This is a genomic window from Streptomyces sp. NPDC029041 (assembly GCF_040637515.1).
Classification (GTDB): Bacteria; Actinomycetota; Actinomycetes; order Streptomycetales; family Streptomycetaceae; genus Streptomyces.
The window spans coordinates 339276-361482 of the sequence record NZ_JBEZWO010000001.1 but is presented as its reverse complement, the minus strand read 5'-3'; the positions used below and the strand labels follow the sequence as shown (position 1 = coordinate 361482).

Annotated in this window: 18 protein-coding genes and 1 tRNA gene; 8 read left to right on the top strand and 11 right to left on the bottom strand. The window is 73.6% G+C overall.

All coding sequences use genetic code 11. The features are described 5' to 3' along the window. Positions 1-5: 5 nt before the first annotated feature. On the bottom strand, positions 6-782 hold the full coding sequence (locus AB0F04_RS01480) for an SDR family oxidoreductase (protein ID WP_362036520.1): 777 nt from the start codon (positions 780-782) through the stop codon (positions 6-8). A gap of 8 nt (positions 783-790) precedes the next feature. Beyond that, a complete protein-coding gene (locus AB0F04_RS01475; RefSeq protein ID WP_362036517.1) occupies positions 791-1948 on the bottom strand; it encodes a phytanoyl-CoA dioxygenase family protein in 1158 nt (385 codons plus the stop codon). 108 nt (positions 1949-2056) lie between these two features. Between AB0F04_RS01475 and AB0F04_RS01470 the strand changes: the two genes are divergently transcribed. Both AB0F04_RS01470 and AB0F04_RS01465 read left to right on the top strand, forming a co-directional pair. Beyond that, a complete protein-coding gene (locus AB0F04_RS01470; protein ID WP_362036516.1) occupies positions 2057-3088 on the top strand; it encodes a LacI family DNA-binding transcriptional regulator in 1032 nt (343 codons plus the stop codon). A gap of 63 nt (positions 3089-3151) precedes the next feature. Next, positions 3152-3778, top strand: a complete 627-nt coding sequence (locus AB0F04_RS01465) for a TMEM175 family protein (RefSeq protein ID WP_362036514.1) — start codon at positions 3152-3154, stop codon at positions 3776-3778. On the opposite strand, the gene AB0F04_RS01460 is transcribed toward AB0F04_RS01465, so the two are convergent. After that, the gene (locus AB0F04_RS01460; RefSeq protein WP_362036513.1) at positions 3762-4925 is read right to left on the bottom strand and encodes a Gfo/Idh/MocA family oxidoreductase; all 1164 of its coding nucleotides are present in this window, start codon (positions 4923-4925) and stop codon (positions 3762-3764) included. The two genes, AB0F04_RS01465 and AB0F04_RS01460, sit on opposite strands and share 17 nt — an antisense overlap. A 111-nt stretch (positions 4926-5036) precedes the next feature. Here AB0F04_RS01460 and AB0F04_RS01455 point away from each other — a divergent pair, with 111 nt between their 5' ends. Next, positions 5037-6074 (top strand): LacI family DNA-binding transcriptional regulator, encoded by a 1038-nt coding sequence (locus AB0F04_RS01455; protein WP_362036511.1) that lies wholly within the window; start codon positions 5037-5039, stop codon positions 6072-6074. Between the two features lie 13 nt (positions 6075-6087). Here the strand turns inward: AB0F04_RS01455 and AB0F04_RS01450 are convergent, their stop codons facing one another. Beyond that, a complete protein-coding gene (locus tag AB0F04_RS01450) occupies positions 6088-6432 on the bottom strand; it encodes a cupin domain-containing protein (protein WP_362036509.1) in 345 nt (114 codons plus the stop codon). A 267-nt stretch (positions 6433-6699) separates the two neighbouring features. On the opposite strand from AB0F04_RS01450, the gene AB0F04_RS01445 reads away from it, so the two are divergent. Next, on the top strand, positions 6700-6951 hold the full coding sequence (locus AB0F04_RS01445) for a hypothetical protein (protein WP_362036507.1): 252 nt from the start codon (positions 6700-6702) through the stop codon (positions 6949-6951). 62 nt (positions 6952-7013) lie between these two features. Further along, positions 7014-7087 (top strand) — tRNA-Pro (locus AB0F04_RS01440). Positions 7088-7468: 381 nt separating this feature from the next. On the opposite strand, the gene AB0F04_RS01435 is transcribed toward AB0F04_RS01440, so the two are convergent. Further along, positions 7469-8836, bottom strand: coding sequence for an HEXXH motif domain-containing protein (locus AB0F04_RS01435; RefSeq protein ID WP_362036505.1), 1368 nt, complete (start codon positions 8834-8836; stop codon positions 7469-7471). Next, entirely contained in the window at positions 8833-10056 is a 1224-nt protein-coding gene (locus AB0F04_RS01430; RefSeq protein ID WP_362036503.1) for an FxsB family cyclophane-forming radical SAM/SPASM peptide maturase, read from the bottom strand. The genes AB0F04_RS01435 and AB0F04_RS01430 overlap by 4 nt, the downstream gene beginning before the upstream one ends. Before the next feature lie 257 nt (positions 10057-10313). Between AB0F04_RS01430 and fxsA the strand changes: the two genes are divergently transcribed. From fxsA to AB0F04_RS01415, 3 genes are all read left to right on the top strand, one after another. Further along, complete coding sequence (gene fxsA / locus AB0F04_RS01425) at positions 10314-10508, top strand: FxSxx-COOH cyclophane-containing RiPP peptide (protein WP_053671563.1); 195 nt, start codon at positions 10314-10316, stop codon at positions 10506-10508. Positions 10509-10633: 125 nt separating this feature from the next. Beyond that, entirely contained in the window at positions 10634-14260 is a 3627-nt protein-coding gene (fxsT, locus tag AB0F04_RS01420; RefSeq protein ID WP_362036501.1) for an FxSxx-COOH system tetratricopeptide repeat protein, read from the top strand. A gap of 41 nt (positions 14261-14301) precedes the next feature. Beyond that, positions 14302-15297 carry a hypothetical protein gene (locus AB0F04_RS01415; protein WP_362036498.1) on the top strand — a complete coding sequence of 332 codons (996 nt, stop codon included), beginning with the start codon at positions 14302-14304 and terminating at the stop codon, positions 15295-15297. Here AB0F04_RS01415 and AB0F04_RS01410 read toward each other — a convergent pair. The 5 genes from AB0F04_RS01410 to AB0F04_RS01390 all read right to left on the bottom strand — a co-directional run bounded on the left by AB0F04_RS01410 (position 15275) and on the right by AB0F04_RS01390 (position 22202). Beyond that, entirely contained in the window at positions 15275-17551 is a 2277-nt protein-coding gene (locus AB0F04_RS01410; protein ID WP_362036497.1) for a hypothetical protein, read from the bottom strand. The genes AB0F04_RS01415 and AB0F04_RS01410 overlap by 23 nt on opposite strands. Before the next feature lie 47 nt (positions 17552-17598). Further along, positions 17599-18684 carry an ATP-binding protein gene (locus AB0F04_RS01405; RefSeq protein WP_362036495.1) on the bottom strand — a complete coding sequence of 362 codons (1086 nt, stop codon included), beginning with the start codon at positions 18682-18684 and terminating at the stop codon, positions 17599-17601. Continuing rightward, a complete protein-coding gene (locus AB0F04_RS01400) occupies positions 18681-19508 on the bottom strand; it encodes a hypothetical protein (protein WP_362036493.1) in 828 nt (275 codons plus the stop codon). The genes AB0F04_RS01405 and AB0F04_RS01400 overlap by 4 nt, the downstream gene beginning before the upstream one ends. Before the next feature lie 223 nt (positions 19509-19731). Continuing rightward, the gene (locus AB0F04_RS01395; protein WP_362036491.1) at positions 19732-20985 is read right to left on the bottom strand and encodes a cation:proton antiporter; all 1254 of its coding nucleotides are present in this window, start codon (positions 20983-20985) and stop codon (positions 19732-19734) included. Between the two features lie 428 nt (positions 20986-21413). Next, positions 21414-22202 (bottom strand): N-formylglutamate amidohydrolase, encoded by a 789-nt coding sequence (locus AB0F04_RS01390; RefSeq protein WP_362036489.1) that lies wholly within the window; start codon positions 22200-22202, stop codon positions 21414-21416. Between the last annotated feature and the right edge of the window lie 5 nt (positions 22203-22207).

The window sequence follows — 22207 nt, the reverse complement described above, 5'->3', positions numbered from 1 at the left end:
GATTTCTAGTCGAGGCCGCCCAGAACGTTCTGATCCCAGTCGATGATCGACCCGGTGACCACCCCGGACCGGTCCGACAGCAGGAAGACCACGAAGTCGGCGATCTCGTCGGGCTGGCCGAGCTTGCCCATGGGAAGCTGTGCGGCGGCCCTGTCGCGCCAGTCGTCCCCGGCCCCGTGGAAGGTCTTCTGCGTGGCGTCCTCGCCTTCGGTCGCCGTCCAGCCGATGTTGAGCCCGTTGATCCGGACCCGGTCCCAGCGGTGGGCGTGCGCGGCGTTGCGGGTCAGCCCGATGAGCCCCGCCTTGGCGGCGACGTAGGGCGCGAGGAACGGCTGCCCGCCGTGCGCCGACGACGTGATGATGTTGACGATCGTGCCGGGTGCCTCACGCCCCACCATGTCCGCCACCGCCGCCTGCATCGCGAAGAACGGGCCCTTGAGGTTGATCCCGATGTGCTGGTCGAACAACTCGGGCGTGGTGTCCAGCAACGTCCCCCGGGACGTCAGGCCGGCGGAGTTGACCAGGCAGTCGACGCGGCCGTATGTCTGAACGACCCGGGCCACGGAGGCCTTCGCCTGCTCGGCGTCCGACAGGTCCGCCCGGACGTACAGCGCCTTGCCGCCCGCTTCGGTCAGCTCCGCCACCAGGGCCTCGCCCGGCCCGGGGCGCCGGCCGGTGACGGCCACGACCGCGCCCTCGCGGACCGCGGCCCGGGCGATGGCCGCGCCGACCCCCTGGCTGCCACCGTTGACCAGGGCGACCTTGTCGTCGAGAAGTCCCATCGAGTTCCTCAGCTCTCTCGCCGTTCGGCACCGGCCCGCAGCTCCGCCCGGAGCGCCTGCGGCGTCCACGCCTCGCGCAGGGCCCGCCGCACCAGGTCCGCCTGCGAGGGCGGGGCCAGGCCGTCGACCGGCGGGTCGCTGTCGAGGTTGGTGGGGAAGGGGTAGCCCTCGGCGCTCGCCGCGATCACCTGCTCCAGCCACGCCTGGTCGGCGCCTTGGGACGTGCGCGCGAGGAGCACCGGGTACACCGCGTTGGCCACCGCCTCCCGGTCCACCGTCTCCATCGCACGGCCGAACGCGGACGACACCTGCAGCAGGTTGGCCATCCGCCGGATGCCGGCCGAGCGGTTGGTGCCGGCCGCGTGGAAGAGGGCCGGGTTGAAGAACACGGCGTCGCCCTTGGCGAGCGGCAGCTGCACCCGGTGCGCGTCGAAGTACGCCCGGAACTCCGGCAGACGCCAGGCGAGATAGCCCGGCTCGTACTTCTGCGAGTGCGGCAGGTACATCGTCGGCCCCGACTCCACCGGCATGTCGCAGTGTGCGACCGCGCCCTGCAGCGTCAGCACGGGGGAGAGGCGGTGCACGTGCGCCGGATAGGCGGCGGCGGCCTCGTTCGACAGGAAGCCGAGGTGGTAGTCGCGGTGCGCGGTCTGCGCGGCACCGCCCGGGTTGACCACGTTGAGCTGGGAGGTGACCTGGTAGCCGGGGCCCAGCCAGGCGGTGGCGACCAGCGCCAGGATGTCGTTCGCGTAGTAGTCGGCGAACGCCTCCGGGTCGTAGAGGGCCGTCTTCTCCAGCGCGTTCCACACCCGGTCGTTGGCCCCCGGCGCGGCGAAGTGGTCACCGGCAGCCGAGCCCGAGGCGCGCTGCTCGGCGATCAGTGCCTCGAAGACGCCGGTGACCCGGTCCACGATCCCGGGGTCGGGAAAAGCGCCGCGGAAGACCACGATGCCGGGCCCCTCGGCGAGCGCCCGCACCAGCTCGGCCTGGACCACCCGGTCGCCTTCCAGCAGTCCGCAGTCGTAGACGGGCACGTCGCACTCCACCGCGGAGGCGTGCGGATAGTCGGCGGGATCGGTGGCCTGCTCGACCAGCGCGCGGAACGCGTCGAGATCGCACTCCTGCTCGGACAGCCAGGCGCGGTGGTGCACGGAAGTGAAGGACATCGTCGTCCCTTCGGGGTCACGGAGCGACGCAGCCCTGTCATTCTTGTCAGTACAAACCCCTCGAACAACCAGCAGCGAGCCATCAAAAACCCCTCAAGGAGCCGGCGTATGGGACACCCGTTCCCGATCCGGGAGATCGCCCGTCAGGCGGGCCTGAGCGAGGCGACCGTCGACCGGGTGCTGAACGGCAGGGGCGGGGTGCGGGAGAGCACCGCGCGGGAGGTCCGCCAGGCCATCGCCGATCTCGACCGGCAGCGCACCCAGGTGCGGCTCGTCGGCCGGACGTTCATGGTCGACATCGTGATGCAGGCACCCGAGCGGTTCACCACCGCCATCCGCGCGGCCCTGGAGGCCGAGCTGCCGTCCCTGCGTCCGGCGGTGCTGCGCTCCCGCTTCTACTTCCGCGAGACCGGCCCGGCCGCGGAACTGGTGCGGACCCTCGACCGGATCGCCCGGCGCGGCTCGCAGGGCGTGATCCTCAAGGCCCCGGACGTCCCCGAGATCACCGCCGCGGTCGGCCGGCTCGAAGCCGCCGGCGTCCCGGTCGTGACGCTGGTGACCGACCTGCCCGCCAGCGCCCGGCTCGCCTACGTCGGCATAGACGACCGGGCGGCCGGCGCGACAGCCGCGTACCTGATGGGCCAGTGGCTGGGGGAGCGCCCGGGCAACATCCTCACCAGCCTCAGCAGCGGGTTCTTCCGCAACGAGGAGGAACGCGAGATGGGCTTCCGCAGCGCCATGCGCGCCCGCCACCCGGAGCGCACCCTGGTCGAGATCGCCGAGGGGCAGGGTCTGGACACCACCCAGTACGACCTCGTCCGGGCCGCGCTGGAACGCGACCCGGACATCCGCGCGGTGTACTCGATCGGCGGCGGCAACATCGCCACGCTGCGGGCCTTCGACGACCTGGGTCGCGACTGCGCGGTGTTCATCGCCCACGACCTCGACCACGACAACACGCGCCTGCTGCGCGAGCACCGCCTGTCCGCCGTGCTCCACCACGACCTGCGCCAGGACGTTCGCGAGGCCTGCCGTACCGTCATGCGGGCCCATGACGCGCTGCCCCCGGCAGGAGTGACCCTGCCCTCGGCGATCCAGGTGGTGACGCCGTACAACATGCCACCGCAGGCGGCCGTGTGATCCGTGGGCGGCGCCGGGCGTGGGTGCGGGAGGACACCCGGCCCCGCCCCTACCGTCGGGCCCATGTGGATCTCACGCCCGGACGGCGGCCCCGAGCGGCTGGTGACCCTGGTCGACGGCGTGTTCGCCATCGCCGTCACCCTGCTCGTCCTGGACCTCTCCGTGCCCCGGGAGCTCGACCCCGCCGCATACCGCAGGGCCTTGCGCGACCTGCTCCCGGACATCGGGGCGTACGCGCTGAGCGTCGCGGTGCTGGGGACCTTCTGGCGGGCCCACCGGCGGATCTTCCAGGACGTCCGGGAGATCGACGGCCAGGTGATCGGCATCTCGATGGTCGGCCTCGGCGTCACGGCCCTCGTGCCCTTCCCGACCCGGCTGCTCGCCGAGTACGGGTCTGAGCCGGTGTCGGTGGCGGTGTACTCGGGCGCCGTCGCCGCGCTGGGCGCCTGTCATCTGGCGGTGGCCGCCGTCCTCGCGAAGCGCCCCTGGCTGCGCCACGCCACGCCGTCCGAGGCGGCGACCACGCTCTACCTCCTGGACAGCGCCACGTCGGTGGCGGTCTTCCTCGCCAGCGTCCCCCTGGCCCTCGTGGCGGGCCCGAGGATCATGTGGCTGTGGCTCGTCCTCGTCCCGGTGAAGGTCGCCCTGGGGCGACGGATGCAGCGACCGGGCGTCAGTCCCGCCCCCTGACCTCCGCCCAGCTCCCGCTGTGCGCCGAGCGCGCCATGGCGTCCAGCGCGGCCGCACTGTGCACGGCATCCGTGAGCGTCGCCCCGTACGGGGTGCCCTCGGCGACCGACCGCAGGAACCGGTACGCCTCGACGACCTTCAGGTCGTCGTACCCCATGGCGTTCGCCGCGCCCGGCTGGAACGCGGCGAACTCCCCGTCGCCCGGGCCGGCGTAGACCGTGGTGACGGACTGGTCCTGGTACGTCGTACCGCGGCTGACCCCCAGCTCGTTCATGCGGCGGAAGTCCCAGAACACCGCGCCCTTCGTCCCGTGCACCTCGAAGCCGTAGTTGTTCTGCTCGCCGACGGAGACCCGGCAGGCCTCCAGGACACCGCGCGCCCCGGAGGCGAAGCGCAGCAGGCAGCTCACGTAGTCCTCGTTCTCCACCGGGCCGACCTCACCGCCGACGGCGCGGCTGTGGCCGGCAGTGGCACCGGACGGGCGGGCCCGCTCCGGGAGGAAGATCGCCGTGTCGGCCGTCAGGGACGTGATGTCGCCGAGCAGATGCCGGGCCAGGTCCACGCCGTGCGAGGCCAGATCGCCCAGCACACCGCTGCCGCCCCGCTCCCGCTCGTAGCGCCACGTCAGTGCGCCTTCGGGATGCGCCGCGTAGTCGCTGAAGAGCCGGATGCGCACATGCGTGACGGCGCCGATCTCCCCGGTGGCGATCAGCTCGCGGGCCGTTTCGACGGCGGGTGCGTTGCGGTAGTTGAAGCCCACCGCGCCCTGCACACCGGCCTTCGCGACCGCGTCCGCGACCGTGCCGGCGTCCTCGGCGGTCAGACCCACCGGCTTCTCGATCCAGATGTGCTTGCCCGCCTCGGCCATGGCGACGCCGATCTCGCGGTGCAGGAAGTTGGGCGCGGTGATGCTGACCGCCCGCACCCGGGGGTCGGCGGCCACCTCGCGCCAGTCCCGGGTCGTCGAGGCGAACCCGAACTGCGCGGCGGCCTCCTCCGCCCGGCCCGGCACCTCCTCCGCGACCGTGATCAGCTCCGGGACGAGGGACAGCCCCGGATAGTGGTGCCGCACGCGCGCGTACGCCTGGGTGTGAACCCGCCCCATCCAGCCGAATCCGATGACGGCGACGCCGAGCGTGTCCACCATGAGAGCCCCTCTTTGGACCGTTCCAGAATCTGTCCAGGTCACCCTGAGCGGGGTTCACCGACGCTGTCAAGCCTTTGACAAGTCGCGCCGCCCCATGGAACGGTCCACCCCATGAGACCGCCGACGATCCGGGACGTGGCCGAGCGGGCGGGTGTCTCCAAGTCGCTGGTCTCCCTCGCCCTGCGCGGCTCCGACCAGGTCCGCCCCGAGAAGCGGGACGCCGTGCTCCGGGCCGCCCGGGAGCTCGGCTACCGGCCCAACGCCGCCGCCCGCAGCCTCAGCGAACAGCGCACCCTCCCCCAAGCTCTCGGCTCCGCTCGAGCAGGGGGGACCCCCATCGTCGGTGTCCTCCTCAACGACCTGCGCAACCCCTGGTTCGTGGACCTCCTCGACGTTCTCAACTCCCTGCTGCACGCCAACGGCCTGCGCATGCTGCTGGCCGACGCCCGTCTCAACCGCCGCTCCGGCCAGGACCCGGCCGACCCGCTGCTGGACCTGCGCGTCGACGGCCTGGTCGTGGTGGGCACACTGCCCGACCCGGCGGCCCTCGGCGAGGTGGCCGGGCGGATCCCGGTCGTCCTGGCCGGCTCCCGCGAACCGGCGCCGCCGGGTGTCGACGTCGTGTCGGGTGACGACGAACGGGGCGCCCGGCTGGCCGCCGAGCACCTGATCGGACTCGGGCACCGCCGCATCGCGCACATCGCGGGATACGGCGCGGTCGGCGAGCTGCGGCGCCGGAGTTTCGAGGCGACGATGCGCCGGCACGGCCTTGCCGATCAGGTGGTGATCGAGCCGAGCGACATGACCGAGGAGGGCGGCTACCGCACGACCGTCCGGCTGCTCGGCCGCCCCGAGCGGCCCACGGCCGTCTTCGCCGTCAACGACATCGCCGCCATCGGCGCGCTCTCGGCGGCCGGGGAACTGGGCCTGCGCGTCCCGCACGACCTGTCCGTCGTCGGCTACGACAACACCGGCATCGCCCGCCTGCGGCACGTGTGGCTCACGACGGTCGACAGCACGAGCCATGACATCGGCCGCCGCGCGGCCCGGTGCCTCCTGGAGCGCTTCGAGGGCGCGGGTGGCGCGGGTCGGGTACAACTCACCACGCCCACCCTGGAGATCCGCGGAACGACGGCGCCGGTGCCTTGAGGGCGCATCCGGCTCAGAGGTTGATCGCGTACGCCTTGCGCAGGGTCTCGTGCACCGTCCACGTCGTGCGGTCGCCCTCGCGCAGCACGGCCATGTCGCCCGGCCCGACCGTGAGCGTCGGACCGCCCTCGACCTCGATCGTCGCCGACCCGCTGATCACGACGAACAGTTCGTCGGCCTCGGTGTCGGTGACCACGCCCGGCGTGATCTGCCAGATGCCCCGCACCTGACGGCCGTCCTCCGACTCCCAGACCACCTTCCCGGTCACCTCGGGCGTCCCGGAGACGATCTGCTCGGGCGCGAGGGGCTCGGGTTCGAGCTCGGCGTCGGGGATGCGGAGTAGGAAGCTGTGCGTCATGCGGCGACCCTAGTCCTGGCCGACGGGGGAACGGCCTCGACGAAGTGTGGGGTGCCGGCGGGGCCGGGCGGACACTTCGTCGATCCGGCTCGCGCCGGGGCCTGCCCCGACGCCGGCCGTCACCACACCGCCCCCGTCCCCGTTGTCCGTCTCAACCCCTATGCCCTGGTCGGGAGTTCCCGCCGACTCGCGTATTGTTTGCGGCATATGCCCTGCGGCTCGCGATGGCCGGGGCGTGTGGGCGTGCGGGCGAAGGGGGAGCAGGACGTGGATCAGACGCGGGGGCGATCCGCCCGGCGAGCCGAACTGACCGGAGGTGTGGTCACGGCCCTCCTGGCGGTGGCGGCCTTCGCGGGCCTGGCCACCACGGCAGGACTGCCCTGGTGGGCCGTTCTCGCCGTGGCCGTCTCGACGGTGGGTCTGTCGGGATGGACCCGGCGCCCGGAGCGGCCGGCGGCGCGGGACGGGGAACGCATCGGTGAGCGGGACGGAGAACGAGTGGCGGAGCGGGTCGGGTAGCGGGCGCCCATGCGGTAGGGTTGACCTGCGTGATCACGCGGATTCACCCGCGCGAGGCGCAACGGGACGTGGCGCAGCTTGGTAGCGCACTTGACTGGGGGTCAAGGGGTCGCAGGTTCAAATCCTGTCGTCCCGACTTGTAAGAGTCGCAGGTCAGAGGTCGTATCGGAGTGATCCGAGCGGCCTCTTGATTGTTTGTGGGGGCAGGCGGGGAACCAGCGCCTGATGTGGGCCACCCATGTGCATCCGCTTCGTGTGTGTTTGCCGTAGCCACGGCTGGAAAGGCGCTCTCTGATCACCGGACGCGACAACCCGGTGGACAGTGACCCGCAAGCCGGAAAGAGGAGGTTCGATGTCCTCGAAGCGACGTCGTAAGAAGAAGGCCCGCCGCAAGAACGGCGCGAACCACGGCAGCCGTCCGCAGTCCTGAGGAAGTCCTGCGGCCGTGCCGACGCAACGGGTGGGTGGCGTGCGCCACCCACCCGACTGCGTTCGCAGGCAGGTAAGTCAGGTCCCGTCAGATCAGCTGCGCCTGCGGCACCCCGTTCCTGCGGACCCACTGCGCACGGTGTTCGGCGGCCAGTGCCATGCCGCGGCGGCGGGACTCGGCCGGGACCGGGAGCCGGCACAGGGCGTCGAGCGTGCTCAGCATCGTCTGCGCGAAGTGCTGCCCGAGGGCGGTGAGGCGGCCCGAGGCCAGCAGGACCTCCGTGGCCTCCCGGGCGCCCGTCCGCCAGCGGGCGAACTGAGCCTCCGCCAGGGCCAGTTCCCCGGCGTTTCGCTCCACGTCCCGGCACCGGTTCCAGAACTCCGCCACGCCCAGGTGTGCGTAGGCCCCGTGGAAGAGGCCGAGCAGGGGGCGCGGATCGGGGCGCCAGGGAGCGTAGTAGAGCTCCTCGCCGTCCGGCTCGAAGAGGTCGAACAGGTGAAGCACCGCGGCGAACTTGCCGTGCTGCATCTCGTGGGCCATGGACAGCGCCAGGCCCCGCGCGGAGCGCGGCCGGGACAGGGCCATGGCGCCGAACGCCTCCGCGCTGCTGCCGCTGAAGCTGCCCGGTCGGTCGACCGGGACCAACGTGCGCGGGCCGGCGGCGAGTTCGGCGTACGTTCCCGGATGGTGGTCCCGCAGCAGACGGCAGGCTTCCCGTGCCGTGGCCTCCCACCGGTGCAGGTCGCCCGGGGTCAGCCCCAGCGGCGTCTCCGGGACGCCGGGGAAGCGCAGCGGGTCGGCGTCGTCCAGGAGCAGCGGCGCACCGGTGCCGGACACCACGAGCGGGTGGGCCGCCCGCCACCGGCCCGACGGCCCCGAGGGAGCCGACGGCACCTCGACCGGGCCGGGCGGGGAAGCGCGCCCCGCCACCCCGATCCGGGCCCCGCCCCCGGCGTCGACCACCACCTCGGCCAGGTCACCGGGCCGGGCACCCGGGAAGCGCGCCCCGCCGAGCGAGGGCAGGAAGACCTGGTCCGTCGTCATCGGCCACCGCACCCGGCCGGGCACGCCCGCGCGGACCGCGGCGGCCGCGGCCAGGGCGCTGAACCAGTGGACCGGTGGCGCGCACGCCGCACCGCTCCCGCCCTCGACGACCCGGTCCAGCCGGGCCAGCAGGGACGTCAGGGCGGTGCCCGCCGAGGGATGGGACAGGACCGCGCCCACGGCCCCGGGATCGGCCCGATGGGCGGTCGCGAGCAGGTCCCACGCCCGAGCGGCCGCGTCGGCCACGTCTCCGCCGGCCGCACCGGCGGCCCGCCTCACCGCCAGTGCGCAGGCCAGTCGGCGGCTGTGCTCGGCACGGGCCAGCAGGCGCAGGGCGTCGGCCCCGCCGCCGCCCGTAGCGAGCGCGGTGAAGAGCCTGCCGGGCACACGCAGCGGCACGGGCCCCCTCATGCCGCTTCCGCCGCGGCGGTGCGCAGCCGGTCCAGGTCCGCGGCCAGCCGCCCCCGCACCCGCGTGATCAGAGCGGCCAGGTCCGCGCAGTAGACACTGGGATTCGCGAAGCCGGTGGCCGCACGGTAGCGGTGGGCGTAGTGACCGCCCCCGCACACCAGCCGCAGCCGACAGCCGCGGCACTGCGCGGACAGGCCGTCGACGCCCCACTGCCGGGCCGCCACGCCCGGATGCCGCAGCAGCGCGTCGAAGGAGTCGCGCCGTACGTGCAGTCCCGTCCGGACGGCGCCGTGATACGCGGTGCGCAGTGTGTCGTCCTGGGCGAGTGAACCGTCCGTCTCGACCACCGCGTACCGCACGGGGGCCAAGCCCAGCGCCTCCGTCTGAGGGGACCCGCCGAGCAGCAGCGCCATCATGTCCTCGAGCAACCGCACCCGGGTCTCCCGCCGCCCGGCCCCGTACCACCGCTCGAACACCCGCCACAGCCAGTCCGCGTACGGGGTCCCCGGGCCCAGCCCGGGCGGGGGAGTGTGCCAATTGCCCTGCGGCAGCAGGAAGTCCACGGCGGGCGGGCGATAGGTCAGCAGGTGCTCGTAAGCGCGCACCGGGTCGTTGCGCAGGTCGATGGCGCACAACAGGCCCGCGAATAACTGGCGATGGGGCCCCTCGGTCAGCCGGCGCACGGCGTCGGCGACCCGGGTGTGGCTGCCGCGCCCGTCCGCGCCACGGCGGTGTCTGTCGTGCGCCGCGCGGTCACCGTCCAGGCTGACCGAGACGCGGATGCCGTGCTCGGCGCACAGGTCTAGCCAGCGCTCGGTCAGCCGTACCCCGTTGGTCTGGAGCGTGAGGTGCAGCCGCACTCCGGGACCTGCCGCGGCCCGCAGGACGGAGGCGGCGCGTCCCAGAGCGGCCTCACCCGCCAGCAGCGGCTCACCCCCGTGCAGCACCACACCGGCCTCGCGCCCCCCGTGCGCCGTGAGGTGCTCGGCGATGCGCCCGGCCGTGCGGTCCACCGTCTCCGGCGCCATGGCGCGCGGCTGTTCCCGCCAACTCCGGTCCTGTGAGCGGTACATGTAGCAGTACCGGCAGGCCAGGTCGCACCGGCTGTGCACCTTCAGGACGAAGGAGTGGAACGGCGCGGGCACCCAGCCGGCCGCCTCCCTGGCCGCGACGTCGGCCGCGACCGGCCACGGCGGCTCCGCATGGCGCAGCCGATTCATACGCACCCCCCGGTTCGCATGCCGCCCGGCCCGTGCCCGTCCGGCCGGTCCACGCCAGTGGGCCCAGTATTCGGGGCCGGTGACACACCGTCAACATCGAGAATCCGTCGTCCGGGCCGCCACCGCCCGAAAGTCGCCGTTTTCCCGCGGCACCCCGTGGGGACGTCAACACTGGACACCGAGTCCCGGGACACGCAGGCGCCGGGCGTGGAGAGCCGCCACGACGGCGGTCCGTCGGGCACCGCGGAGGATGGGCCATGGCAGAGCTCGAGGAAGCGGGTGCCGAGCGGGACGAGGCCGCACTGGAGTCCGTCGTGCTGGACCTCACCGGCGTGCCGCTCGACGACCTCGCCGCGCTGCCACCCTCCGCGCTGGGCGAGACCCTGCGCCGGCTGCGCACCGGCGGGGACCCGGACGAACCCTTCGTCACCGGCCACAACGAGAGCCAATGACCGGCCCACGCGCCGACGCGGCCCTTACGCGAAACCGTCTGATCAGGGGCAACCCGTCCTATACTGACCGTCCCTGACTGTCGTGCCCCCACCGTCCAGCACCTGCCGTCCGAAGCGGAGTGGCCATGCCCGACCTCCACGCAGCCGACCGCTCGGGACGGTTCGCCCTCTTCTGCTCCACCGCGGAGAACCTCGGCGTCAGCACGACGGTGCACAACGTCGCGGACCTGCTGGCCGCCGGCAACCGCAGCGTCCTGATCGTGGACGGCCGGGCGACCGGCACGCCGGAGGGTGCCCCGGTGCCCGAGCCCGAACCCGGGCGAGTCCACTCCGCCGCCCGTCCGGACGCCGCCTCCCTCCTCGCCCTCACCTCGGACTCCCGGGCCCTCGCCTACGACCACGTCCTCGTCGAAGCCCCGCTGCCCGACGCGATCGGCACGCAGGCCGAGGGCAGACTCGGCTCCCTGGCCGACTCCCTCGTGCTCTGCTTCGCCATGACGGCCTGGTCCATCGACGGCGCCGCAGCGCTGGCCGAGCAGATGAGCGGCGGCCGGTCCGACCGGCCCGTGCGGGTGCTGGCCCTCGGCCTGAAGAGCAACGTCGAGTCGCACGACCGGCTGCGCGGCGCGCGCGAACGGGTGCGCCGCAAGTTCGGTCCCCTGACGCGGGCCTCCCGCACCTCCGAGGTCGCCTTCCTGGAAGTCCCGTACCACCCGCTCTACCTCGACGCCCGGCAACTCGCCGTGGAGAGCGAGCCGGAGGGCTCCGTGACGGGGCTGCGCCCCTACTACGAACGGCTCGCCGACTGGCTCCGCCACCGGCGTCCGCTGCCGCTGAGCCGGGTCACCCTCGTCCACTCCCAGCGGCACGCGCCCTGGGCGGCCTGGCTGGAGGACCAGTTCCGGCGCGGCGGCATCCGCACCGAACTGCGCCCCCTGGACGCCTACTCCGGTGACCGGCCGGCCCCCGGCACCGCGCTGCTCTTCCTCTCCCCGGCGGACATGGACCACGCCGCCCTCGCCCAGCTCGCCGCGCTGTCCCACCCCGACGTCCGGATCGTCCTGGCCGACGAGCCCTTCCCCGACCCGGGTGCCGCCCACCACGAGCGCATCGACCTGCGCGGCACCGACGAGGACGAGGCCGTACGGCGGTTGTACGCCGGGCTCGGCCTCGGCGCACCGCCCCCGACGGACGGCACGCCCGGCGCCCGCTTCCCCCGGCTGCCCGCCGTCACCAACGTGGCCCCCCGCTACAGCGGCTTCGTCGGCCGCGACGACGTCCTCGGCGGCCTCCTGGAAGACCTGCACGCGGCGGGCCGGGACCGCACCCCGCTGGTCGTGCACGCCGCGAGCGGCTGGGGCAAGAGCGAGATCGTCCGGGAACTGTGCCACCGCTTCGGCTCCGCCTACGACGTCGTGTGGTGGGTGCGCTCCTGGGAGATCCCGCGCGCCCGCCGCGGCCTGACCCGGCTGGCCGGCCGGCTCGACCTGGTCACCACCGGCGACGGCGCCTCCCCGGCGCTGTTCGAGCACCTCTCCCGCACCGACACACAGAGCTGGCTGCTCGTCTACGACGGGGCCGATTCCCCCGACGGACTGCAGGAGTTGCTGCCCACCCCGCACTCCCGCGGCCACGTGCTGATCACCAGCCGCAGCGCGCCGGCCACGCCCGGCATGGCGGCCTTCTCCCTGCCGCCCATGTCACCGGCCGAATGCCGGGCCGTCCTCGGCGAACGGCTCACCGAGATCGACGAGGAACAGGCCCAGCGGGTCGGCCAGGTCCTCGGCTTCGTCCCGCTCGCCCTGCGCATCGCCGCCCTCTGCCTCGCCGAACGCGCCGCAGCCCACCGGCGCGACGACAGCATGGGCGACCAGGCCGCGGCCCGGGCCGCCGTCGCGTACCTCCTCGCCGAGTACCGCACCGCCCAGCAGGCCCTCCTCGAACAGGAGGGCACCGCCCCACCGGTATCGGTCATGGTGCGGGTGGCGCGGCAGACCGTGCTGCACACCCCGGGCGCCGCAGCCTGGCGCGCCGAGAGCCCTGCGAGCGACGCCCTGGGCTGGCTGCTGAACGCCGCCTCCCTGCTCACCGGCCGGGGCATGGGTCTGGAGCTGCTGCGATCGCGGCGCATCCTCTCCGAACTCGCCCGCGACGACAGCGCGGACGGTGCGCCGGCACGGCGGGTCCCCGCCGACACGCGGATGCCCGACGAACACATGGTGAGCGTCGCCCTGTGGGCCCTGTCCAGGGTCGGCCTCCTGGAGGTCGACTTCGACCGGCCCGACCAGCCCCTCGGCCAGCACCACGCCGTACGGGACGCCCTGCGCGCCGGCGTGGATCCGGCCGAGCGCACCCACATCGAGCAGGTGCTGCGCGGCACCCTCGCCGAGTACACCCCGGACGAGAACCGCGGCCTGAGCGCCGACTGGGCCCGCGAGGTGTACTCGCTGCGCCTGTGGGAGGACCACCGCCCCCGTGTCCGGCGCTCCCTGCTGCGCCACCTCAACGCCCTCAGCCAGCGCGGCGAGACCGCCGACCTGGCCCGCCTGCTCGACATCTCCGAGCGCGCGCAGGCCTCCTGGGCACCGGCGGACGACGACGACCCGTCACCGGAGTACCTGCGCCTGCTCAACTTCACCGCCCGGGCCCACCGCCTCACCGGTGCCTACGAACCGGCCCGCCGGCTGTCCGAGCAGGCCCTGCGCGGCCACCGCCGGCTGCTCGGCCCCCTGCACCCGCGAACCCTGCTGTCCGCCGACTCCTACGGCGCCAACCTGCGCTCCCTCGGCAGGTTCTCCGACGCGCTCTTCCAGGCCCGTCCGGTCCTGGAGGGCCTGACCCTGCTGCTCGGGCCGCAGCACGCCGCGACCGTGCAGGCCGAGCACAACCTCGCCTTCACGGAGGCCCTGAGCGGACGCGCCCCCGACGCCCTGGCCCGGCTCCTCGCCCGGTTCCGCTACCGCCAGGGAGTCGGCGGCGAGGACGACCCGGCCGTCTGGCGGTCCGCCGACCTGCTCGCCTGGGTCTACCGGACCCTGGGCCGCGACGCGGAGTCCCAGGACCTGCTGCGGCAGTGGCTGCACCGGCACGGCGACATCGCCACCGGCACCCGGCTGAACATCGAACTCGGCCTGGCCGTCAGCGAACGGCGCATCACCTACAACTCCGCCCGCCCCCACGAGAGGGTCTACGGCTACGAGAAGGCCCTCGAACGGGACCGGCGCGTGCTGGCCGAGTCCACCGGCCGGTTCGGCGCAGGCCACCTGGACACCCTGCGCTGCCGCTTCAGCCTCGCCGCCGACCTGCACGCACTCGGCAAGCACGACGAGGCCGAACACGAGGCCCGCCTGTGCGGCCGGGCCCTGGAGAGCACCCTCGGCGCCTGGCACCCCTACGCCGCACTGGCCGGGGTCCGGCACGCGGTGTACCTGCGGGCCTGCGGTGCCGTCGAGGACGCGGAGGCCATCGGCCGGGCCGCGCTGAACCTCCTGTCCGACCGGCTCGGCGACAGTCACGCCTGGGTGTCCGCCGCGGAGAACTCCCTCGCGGCCACCCTCGCGTCGGCGGGGCGGCCGGGCGAGGCGACCCGGCTCGTCGAGAGCGCCCTGCGCCGTTTGCGGGACCTCGACATGGGGCATCGCCCCGACGGGCGGCGCGTGGGGGCGCACCACGCCTGGCTCACCTCCCGGGCCGCCGGTCCCACCGCACCGGCCAGGGACTTCGACATCGATCTGGAACTGCCCGGCATCTAGGGCCCTCGCCCGGGCGGTTCCCCGACGGAAGGTGAGCGCAGGTGGCGACAGCCCCGCACGCGGAGACCGAGCTCTTCACGGAGTCCCACTGGTCCCCGGAGGGCCACGGCCGCATAACAGCGCTGTGCCGAGGGGCCTTCGCGGGTGTCCCCGCCCTCAGGTCGGTGTCGCACTACAGCAACGGGATCATCGACTTCGTGGTCCGCCGGGGCGACTGCCCGCCGCTGAGCAGCCTGGTCACCGTGGGCGGCGAGGACATCGCCAACGAGGCGCTGCCCGGCAGCCGGCTGCTGCTGTGCACCCAGGACCTGGGCGCGCTGATGCGGCCGTTGGGCACGGGTGAGCTGATGCGTGTCGTGGTGGCCAACGCGCACGGCGGACTGTGGGGCGGCCGCGTCAAGGCGGGGGAGTACCTGTCCGCGCACACCGACACGCCCGGTGGGACGCCCGCCGTGGACGAGGCCATGAACCGCCTCGTCTCCGCGATCCGCACCCAGGTGCACCACCTGCCCGACGAGCAGCCGGGCGGCCTCACGGACACCCTGGAACCCCTGCCGGAGGACAAGGGAAGGCTGCGGATCGACTTCGGGACGGCGGCGGCCGAGCACGACGGCCGGTCCGAGATGCGGCTGCGGGCCCTGTGGGGCACCCACGTCAGCACCCTGGACCTGCAGTACGCCGCCTACTACCGGGACTGGAAGCTCGTCTGCGTGGGCGACGTCTTCGAGAGCCCCGAGCTCGGCCCGCGCTTCCTGGAGACCAGCGTGCGCTCCCGCCGCACCTCCTACCGCGACCTCGCCCGGAGCCTGCGCGGCCATCTCGCCCGGCTGACCGACGCGTTGCGGCTGGTGGTGCCGCCGCCCGCCGACCGCCTTGTCCTGGATGTCCAGGAGGGCGCCGTGTACGTGATCTGGCTGTCGCCGCGGGACTACGTCCTCGGGGTGACGCTGGACCAGCGGCAGGTCACCCACGCCGAGAGCCGGCTACGGCTGCTCGCAAACGCCGTGGGCGGGGTCATGCGGACCGCACGGCACTGACCAGGGCGCCCCACACCTCGTCGGCGAGTGCCTCCACCGCCCGCGCGACGGTCGGCCGGTGCACCGGGCCCGCCCCGCCGAGGGCCTGCACGGGCAGCACCTCCACCGCCGTCTCGTACTCCCGGCACACCCCGCGCAGCCGGGCCCACTGCTCCTCACTCGGCACGCCGGCCGCGACGGCGCGGAACCAGGTGCCGGCCCCCGAACGGAACGTCTCCGTCAACTGCCGCACCAACGTGGCGCAGCCCAGTGCCGCCAGATCGGACGGCCCCACGCGAAGGGCCGGACCACCGGTCGCGGCACCGCCCTGCGGGCGTCCGGCCAGCCGCTCCACGGAGGCGTCCAGCAGCGCGAACACCTCCTCGAACCGCCCCTCGACGGGCTCGGGCAACGCCGAACGCGCCGGCCCGGGCGCGACCGCGACCAGATCACGCCGGGCCAGATCGCTCACCGTCCGCCGCAGCTGTCCCAGTTGGGAACCGTGCTCACCGAGGGCGCTGCGCAACTCGGTGGTCAGTTCGGCGAGATCGGCCTCCCGGCGCAGCTGGGTGAGACGGGCGCGCAGCCGGTCCAGGGCCTGGTTCACGGCCTGCGCGAAGTCTCCGGGACGGTACACCAGGGGCTGTGAGCCCACCGAGCGCGCCAGCCGGTCCCGCATGGTCCGTGACACATGGCCGTTGACCACGAGCAGCACCTCCGCCTGCGCCGGGTGCAGGGCGCCGCGCAGGGCCCGGACCCGCGCGGTGATGCGTTCCTCGTCGTCGGCGACGAGCACCGACGGGGTGACCACGATCGCGATGTAGGCGTTCGGCACCGGCTCCAGCCAGTACGCCACCGCCAGCGGCCCGTCGGCGTCGGCTCCCCGCGCCGGGACCGGGTCGTGCGACGCGATGCGCCACTGCCCCTCGGCCAGCGCGTCGTGGATCGTGGACACCACCTGGTCATCGGAGACGTTGTCGTGCAGCTCACGCACCGCCCGCAGCACGGTCGCGGCACTCACCTCCCGGACCGCGCCGCCGCCGTCCTCGCTCAACTGCCAGGCGTGGTGGCAGGTTTTGAGGATCTCCCGGGGCACCCCGCCCGTGAGCTCCTGGAGGATCCCGACCGACTCGGAGCCGAACGGCGCCGGCCACCGCTCGATCGTGTCGGCCCCCTCGGACGCGTCCGGCCGGGCACCCGAACCCACGTACTCGGCGACCAGCCGCGCGGTGAGCTCCGCGCCGAACCGCGTCGGCCACAGCTGCACCACCCGCTCGTGCAGACTCGGCCGGAACGCGTTGAGCCCGCGCGGCGAGGTGCAGAACACCAGCAGGCCACCCCGGCTCACATACACGTTGACCAGCCGCTCGAAAGCGTCCACGAAGGTACGCCGGGAATCCTCCGGCCAGTCCAGGACCTTCTCCAGCGAGTCGATCAGCAGCACGTACGGTTTGCCCACCCGGCCGTGCAGGAAGCCCTGGACGGCCAGCGCGTCGAAGACCGGGTCGATGCCCGAGACCGCGTCCCTGATGCCGCGTTCGCGCAACTGCTGCGCGGGCTCGTCGCCGCTGAGCCACGCCCACACCATCGACGTGAACCGGGGGTCCTGGAGCAGGGCGAGCGCGGTGGCGAACCGCCGGTGCTCCGTCACCTCGCCGAGGGTGACGCGCAGATCGGCGTGCATCACCTCGGGGTCGTAGCGCAGGGCGGAGACCACCTTGTCCGGGTCGAGGACCCGGTCGCGCAGTCCGGTGGCGATGTCGTCGAGGGCGATGTCGCCCAGCGGGATGTCGTCCGGCCGGCCCGGGCGTGACTCGGAGCTCTGCTCGCCGACCCGCACCGCCGTCACGTAGGCGTAGTAGTCACGGACGAGTTCCTCGAACGCGGCACGTCCCTCCGGGCTGTCGGCGGGGCCCCGCAGCCGGTCGCGGTACATCCGGCCGAAGTCCTGCGCCGGTTCGTCGACGATCCACAGGGCGGGGCCGTCCGGGCGGGCCAGCGCGTTGCAGACCTCCCGGGCCGCATGGGACTTGCCGAGACCGAACTCGCCCACCACGGCGATCGCCCGGCCGCGCCGCCCGCCCCGGGGCCGGTCGCGGAGGTAGTCGCGCACCAGGCCCTGGAGCTCCCCGAGAGTCCGGGTCGGGACATGGGCGTTGCCCGAGTCGGCGGCCTCGACCGGGGCCTCGCCGAGGTCCGCCGACGGGCCGAGCCGCACGACCGGCACCAGGGGGAAGGGGTTGCTGTACCAGGTGTCTGCACTGCTTGCGGCCACGATGGCACTCCTTGCGGGTCCTGTGAGGGCGCGGTCGGGGGTGGGCGTCAGCCGCCGGAGCGGGGCGGGATGGGAGCACGGAGCAGGGCGTCGCGGCCGGCTCGCCGCCGCTCCCAGTGGGGTCTGAGCGCGTCGGCGTCGATCGGCCAGGGGTGCGGCGCGCTGCGCAGCGCGTCCGCCGCAGAGTGGAACACCGTCCGCAGTTCGCGCACGTCGGACGGCCGCCACTCGGAGTGTGCCGCCATCAAGGAGCTCCTGTCCGGCTCGACCAGGCCGTTCGCGCCGTCCTCCGACGCCCGGGCGCTGCGGCTGAACCGCCAGATGTCCTCGGAGTTCAGTTCGCGCAGCGCGAGATGGGTGACCGCCGCCGAGTCGCTCAGCGTGGCGGCCACTTCCCTCGCCGTCTCCGCCGCACCGTGGCTCACTTCGACGAACAGTACGATCCGGGTGTGCGCATTGCTCAGGCAGGTGCTCAGGAACCTCGCCCGCAGATCGGCGTCGTTCCACCGTATGTGCGGGATCACCGCCAGGAGCAGTGCGTTGTGCTGCACCAGCAGTTCGCTCATGTCGCTGTAGGCCTGGAACGGATCTTCTTCCGCCACGATCGACTGCACACGGGATTCGGGAAAGTCGTGGAACCGCAGACTCTTCGCGATCTCCCGGCGTATGCGGGCGTTGATCAGACTGGTCGGAGCGAAGGCACCGTCCGGGTCGACGCTGATGCGGCGGCCGTCGTTCGCCAGGCCCGCGGTCGGCACGCAGACGGCGAGCGGGTCGCCCGCCCAGGCCGCCGCCGCTGCCACCTGCTGCTTCACCTCATGGATGCACCGGTGGATGAGACTGGTCTTGCCCATGCCGGGGGGTCCGCTGACGACCACCACGCGGCCGTGCCCCGAGCTGCCGTCGAGGAGTTCGCCGAGCGGGGGCCAGCTGGTGCCGAAGCGGTCCAGTTCCTCGCGTGAGTGATCCACGTCGACCCACTGGTGCAGGTGGTCCGGCTGCTTCCACGGCACGAGGGGATGGTCGGCGCTGAGCGCCGCCCGGCCCTTGCCGCCGTGGTCACCGTGGTACGCGCCGTTCGTTCCGTACGGTTTGCGCACTCCGTAGGGGTTGGCCCAGTCGGAGCTGGTCATGCGTGCGGTCCTCCGGCGCTGGTGGGACGGTCGCTGCCGCGTGCTCCGGGCAGCCACCACAGGGGCGCCGGGCGTCGCAGATCCGCCACCTCGCGGGTCTGCAGGTCCAGGGTCGTGCGCACGGCGTCCGCCTCGTTCTTTCTCTGGCGCGGCAGCAGGGGTTGCCCGTCCCTGCTGCCCGGCAGTCTGTTCGTCAGGGGGAGGGAATCGGCCAGCCGCCGGGCCGCCTCGCGGCGGGGGGCCGGGCCGGGCACCTGGGCGAGGAGACCGGAGAGCGCCTCCCGGGCCCGTAACGCCTCGGCGTGGTCCGTCTCGGGATCCTGTTCGTACGCCGTGAGATACAGCCATGCGATCCTCCGGAATTCCTGCACGGCCGCCGCCAGTTGCCGGTCGCGCGTGCGCCGCTCGGCCGAGATCCGTTCCGTCATCTGTCCGACCAGCGTCAGGGCCGCGCCGGCCGCCAGCAGGTACACCCCGTCGAGGAAACCACCCAGGCCGCCGGAGCCGCCCTGGTCCGCGGACGCCCCCGGGGGGTCACCCGCCGCGGCCAGAACCGCGTCGCAGACCCGCTCGAAGTCACCCCGGTGCTTGTCGGCCCAGTCGTCGAGCGACATCACGCCGCCCCCGGGGCCGGGCACCCGGACGGCGTCCAGACCGGCTGCCGGCCCCAAGGGGCGCCGCACCACCTCCAGTTGTAGCGCGGCGTCCCGGAGCTCGTCCCGGTGCTCGCCGGCCAGGCAGTACACCAGACGGACATCACTCCTGCCGGTGTCGGCGACGGCCTGCGCGGCGGCGGTGGACAGCAGCAGGGTGCCGAGCAGCACGGACGTCCAGCGAGAAGCGCGCTTCCGGCCCGGGGCGAAGGGCGGTTGCGAGCCGTCGCCCAGGGTGCGGCCGCGGAGCGGGCGCAGGACGCCGGGGCGGCTCAGAAGGCCGCGGACGCGTCCGCCGCGGCGGGGACACCCCCCGCCGCTCCCTTCCCGCTCGCCCATCCGGCCTCCCCGTTCCCCTGGCCGCGACCCGTTCGGGACGCCGCACATCCTTCGGCTATGCGGAGGACCGCAGTCCGTCGGCCGCGGCCGGTGCCCCGCCCGGTGTGCCGTCGCCGGGCGCCGGATGCCCCGGGAGACGCCTTTGCCCGGCCGCGGGTTGCCGGCCTTTTCCGGCCCGGTGACGCGACCAGCAGCCGAACGCGATCTGCGCCCCGTAGTGCAGCAGGTTCACCGTGACCACGGCCGGGGCGACGATGCCGACCGTCTTGGGGAAGTCGCGTTCCAGGGTGAGGGCGAGCAGCACGGCCGTGAGCCCGTTCTGCTGGCCGATTCCCAGCAGGATCCGGTCCCTTCCGGACAGGCCGCGGACGAAGAGCGGCATCAGCAGCATGGCCACCACGGCCTGCGCGAGGAACGCCGAGCCTCCCAGCAGCAGCCCCGGTGTGATCGACACCCCTTGGGCGACGAACAGGCCCAGCAGGACCGTGGCGAGCAGGAAGGCACTGGTCACCGCCCGCGTCAGAGGGCGGGCGAACGGCTCCGTCCGCAGGAACAGTCCGGCCACCGCCACGGCCAGCATGAGCATGTTCGCGGCCGCCAGCGCCAGCATGACCAGGACCAGGAGGGCGGCCGGCACAGTCGCCGGGCGCCGGGGGCGCGCGGGCCGCTGCCCGGCCCGCCGGGCCGGCCACAGCCTGCCGGCGGCCCACCACGCCAGCAGGGCGCCGGCCGTCAGCAGCGTGTTCAGCGCCAGCCCGAGGGCGTATCCCCGGGCCCCGCCGCCCACCACCGAGGGCGCGCCCGTGTGCCCGGCGGCCGTGTAGGCGTACCCGGCGACGTACAGCGTCAGCAGCACCGTCATCGGGTCGTCGAACGAGGCCCACGCCGTGAGCAGCGAGCGGGCACGCTGCGACATGTGCCCGTCCTTGCTGAGCGCGGTCACCGACAGCGGGTCGATCTGCGCGACGACGATGCCGAGAATCAGGTACTCCGGCCGGTCGAAGGCCCAGACCATCACGCCCGAGATCATCGCCGCCTTGAGAACGACCCCCAGCGTGACGGCCGCCACCACGCCCCGAAGGTCACGACGCAGATCCGCGAGATCGATGCCGTACGTGCTGCCGTACAGCCCGACGGCCAGCAGCAGGCCGGTGGCGAAGACGTACCCGGTGGTGCCGACGAGGCGCGTCGGGTCCGCCGCCAAACCGATCGACGTCCCCAGAACCAGTGCGCCCAGCGCTCCGAGCAGAACGGCCGGAACAGCCGGCAGCTTCCGCCGCCGGCCGCGGTCGCGTCGGGACCTGTCCACCTGCTCCCCCCATCCCCCGGTGTCACGCCGCGAGCGTAGTCGGGCCGTAGGCACCTCGTGCGCCGATCGGTACGGACGTGCAACCGCGAGAGCAATCAAGCGTAGATGTGAACACTCGGACGGCGTAACACCATTTGCGGCCGTTCCTCTGCACGATGCCCGGTGACGACCGCCGCTGAACGCTCTTCACCCCTGGGGTGGATCCACGGCGCCCCGGCCGGTGCGCCCCGCGTCCGCCCCGCGGCCCTCGACGGAGCGCCGGACGGCATCACGTCCAGGGAGCGTGCGCCCCCGGCCCCGGCCGGACATCGCAGTGAACGAGCGGATGACGGCGCACGCGCTGGTGGGCCGCATCCGGCGCGCACGAGCCGGTGGCCCCCCTCGACCCGACGCCCCACGCACACAGGCAAGGTGCCCGCGCGGGCGGTTCAGCGGGACGCGGCGTCCACCAGCCCGGCCAGCGCCCCGCCGAGCCGCTCCAGCCCGGGACCGGCGGGGCCGCCCGGCTCCGTCATGTAGGTGTCCCGGCGGATCTCCACCATGAGGGCGCTCACCTCGGGTCGCTTCCCGTGGAACTCCAGCGGGACGTAGGTCCCGGCGAACGGGGTGTCGGGCTGCGTCTTCCCGAACGCCTCCCGGGCCGCGTCCAGCAGTGCGGAGGGCGTGTGGAAGGAGTCGGTACCGAGGCAGACCGGCGGGCGCGGCCCCTCCCCGTGCAGTTCGTAGGGCAGCCTCCGGCTCGGGTACGAGTGCACGTCGATGATCACTGCGCGCCCGGTCGACTCCAGCCGGTCCGCCACCGCCTCGGTCATCGCCCGCGCGTAGGGCAGGAAGTACCGTTCCACGAGCGGCCCGGCGGCGACGGCCTCGGCCCGCAGCACCGCGCCGTGCGTGGTCCGCGTGTACACCGCGCCCATCCCCACGGCGAGCATCTCCTCCCGCTCGTCCGGAAACCGCTCCGGATCGACGACCAGCCGCGACAGCCGGTTGACGAACCGCCAGGGCGTGACGCCCGCCAGTCCGGCCGCCACCTCGGCGATCCGGTCCGTGTACGCGTCCGTGATGAGGTCCAGCTCCCGCGCCAGTTCCTCGTCGCCGAGCACGATCCCCGCCCGCACGGCGTCCGGTATCTCCCGCGCGGCATGCGGCACATGGAGGATCACCGGCGACAGCCGGTCCCCGGGCAGCAGGTCGAAGGAGTGCGATGCGTCGGTCATGAGGC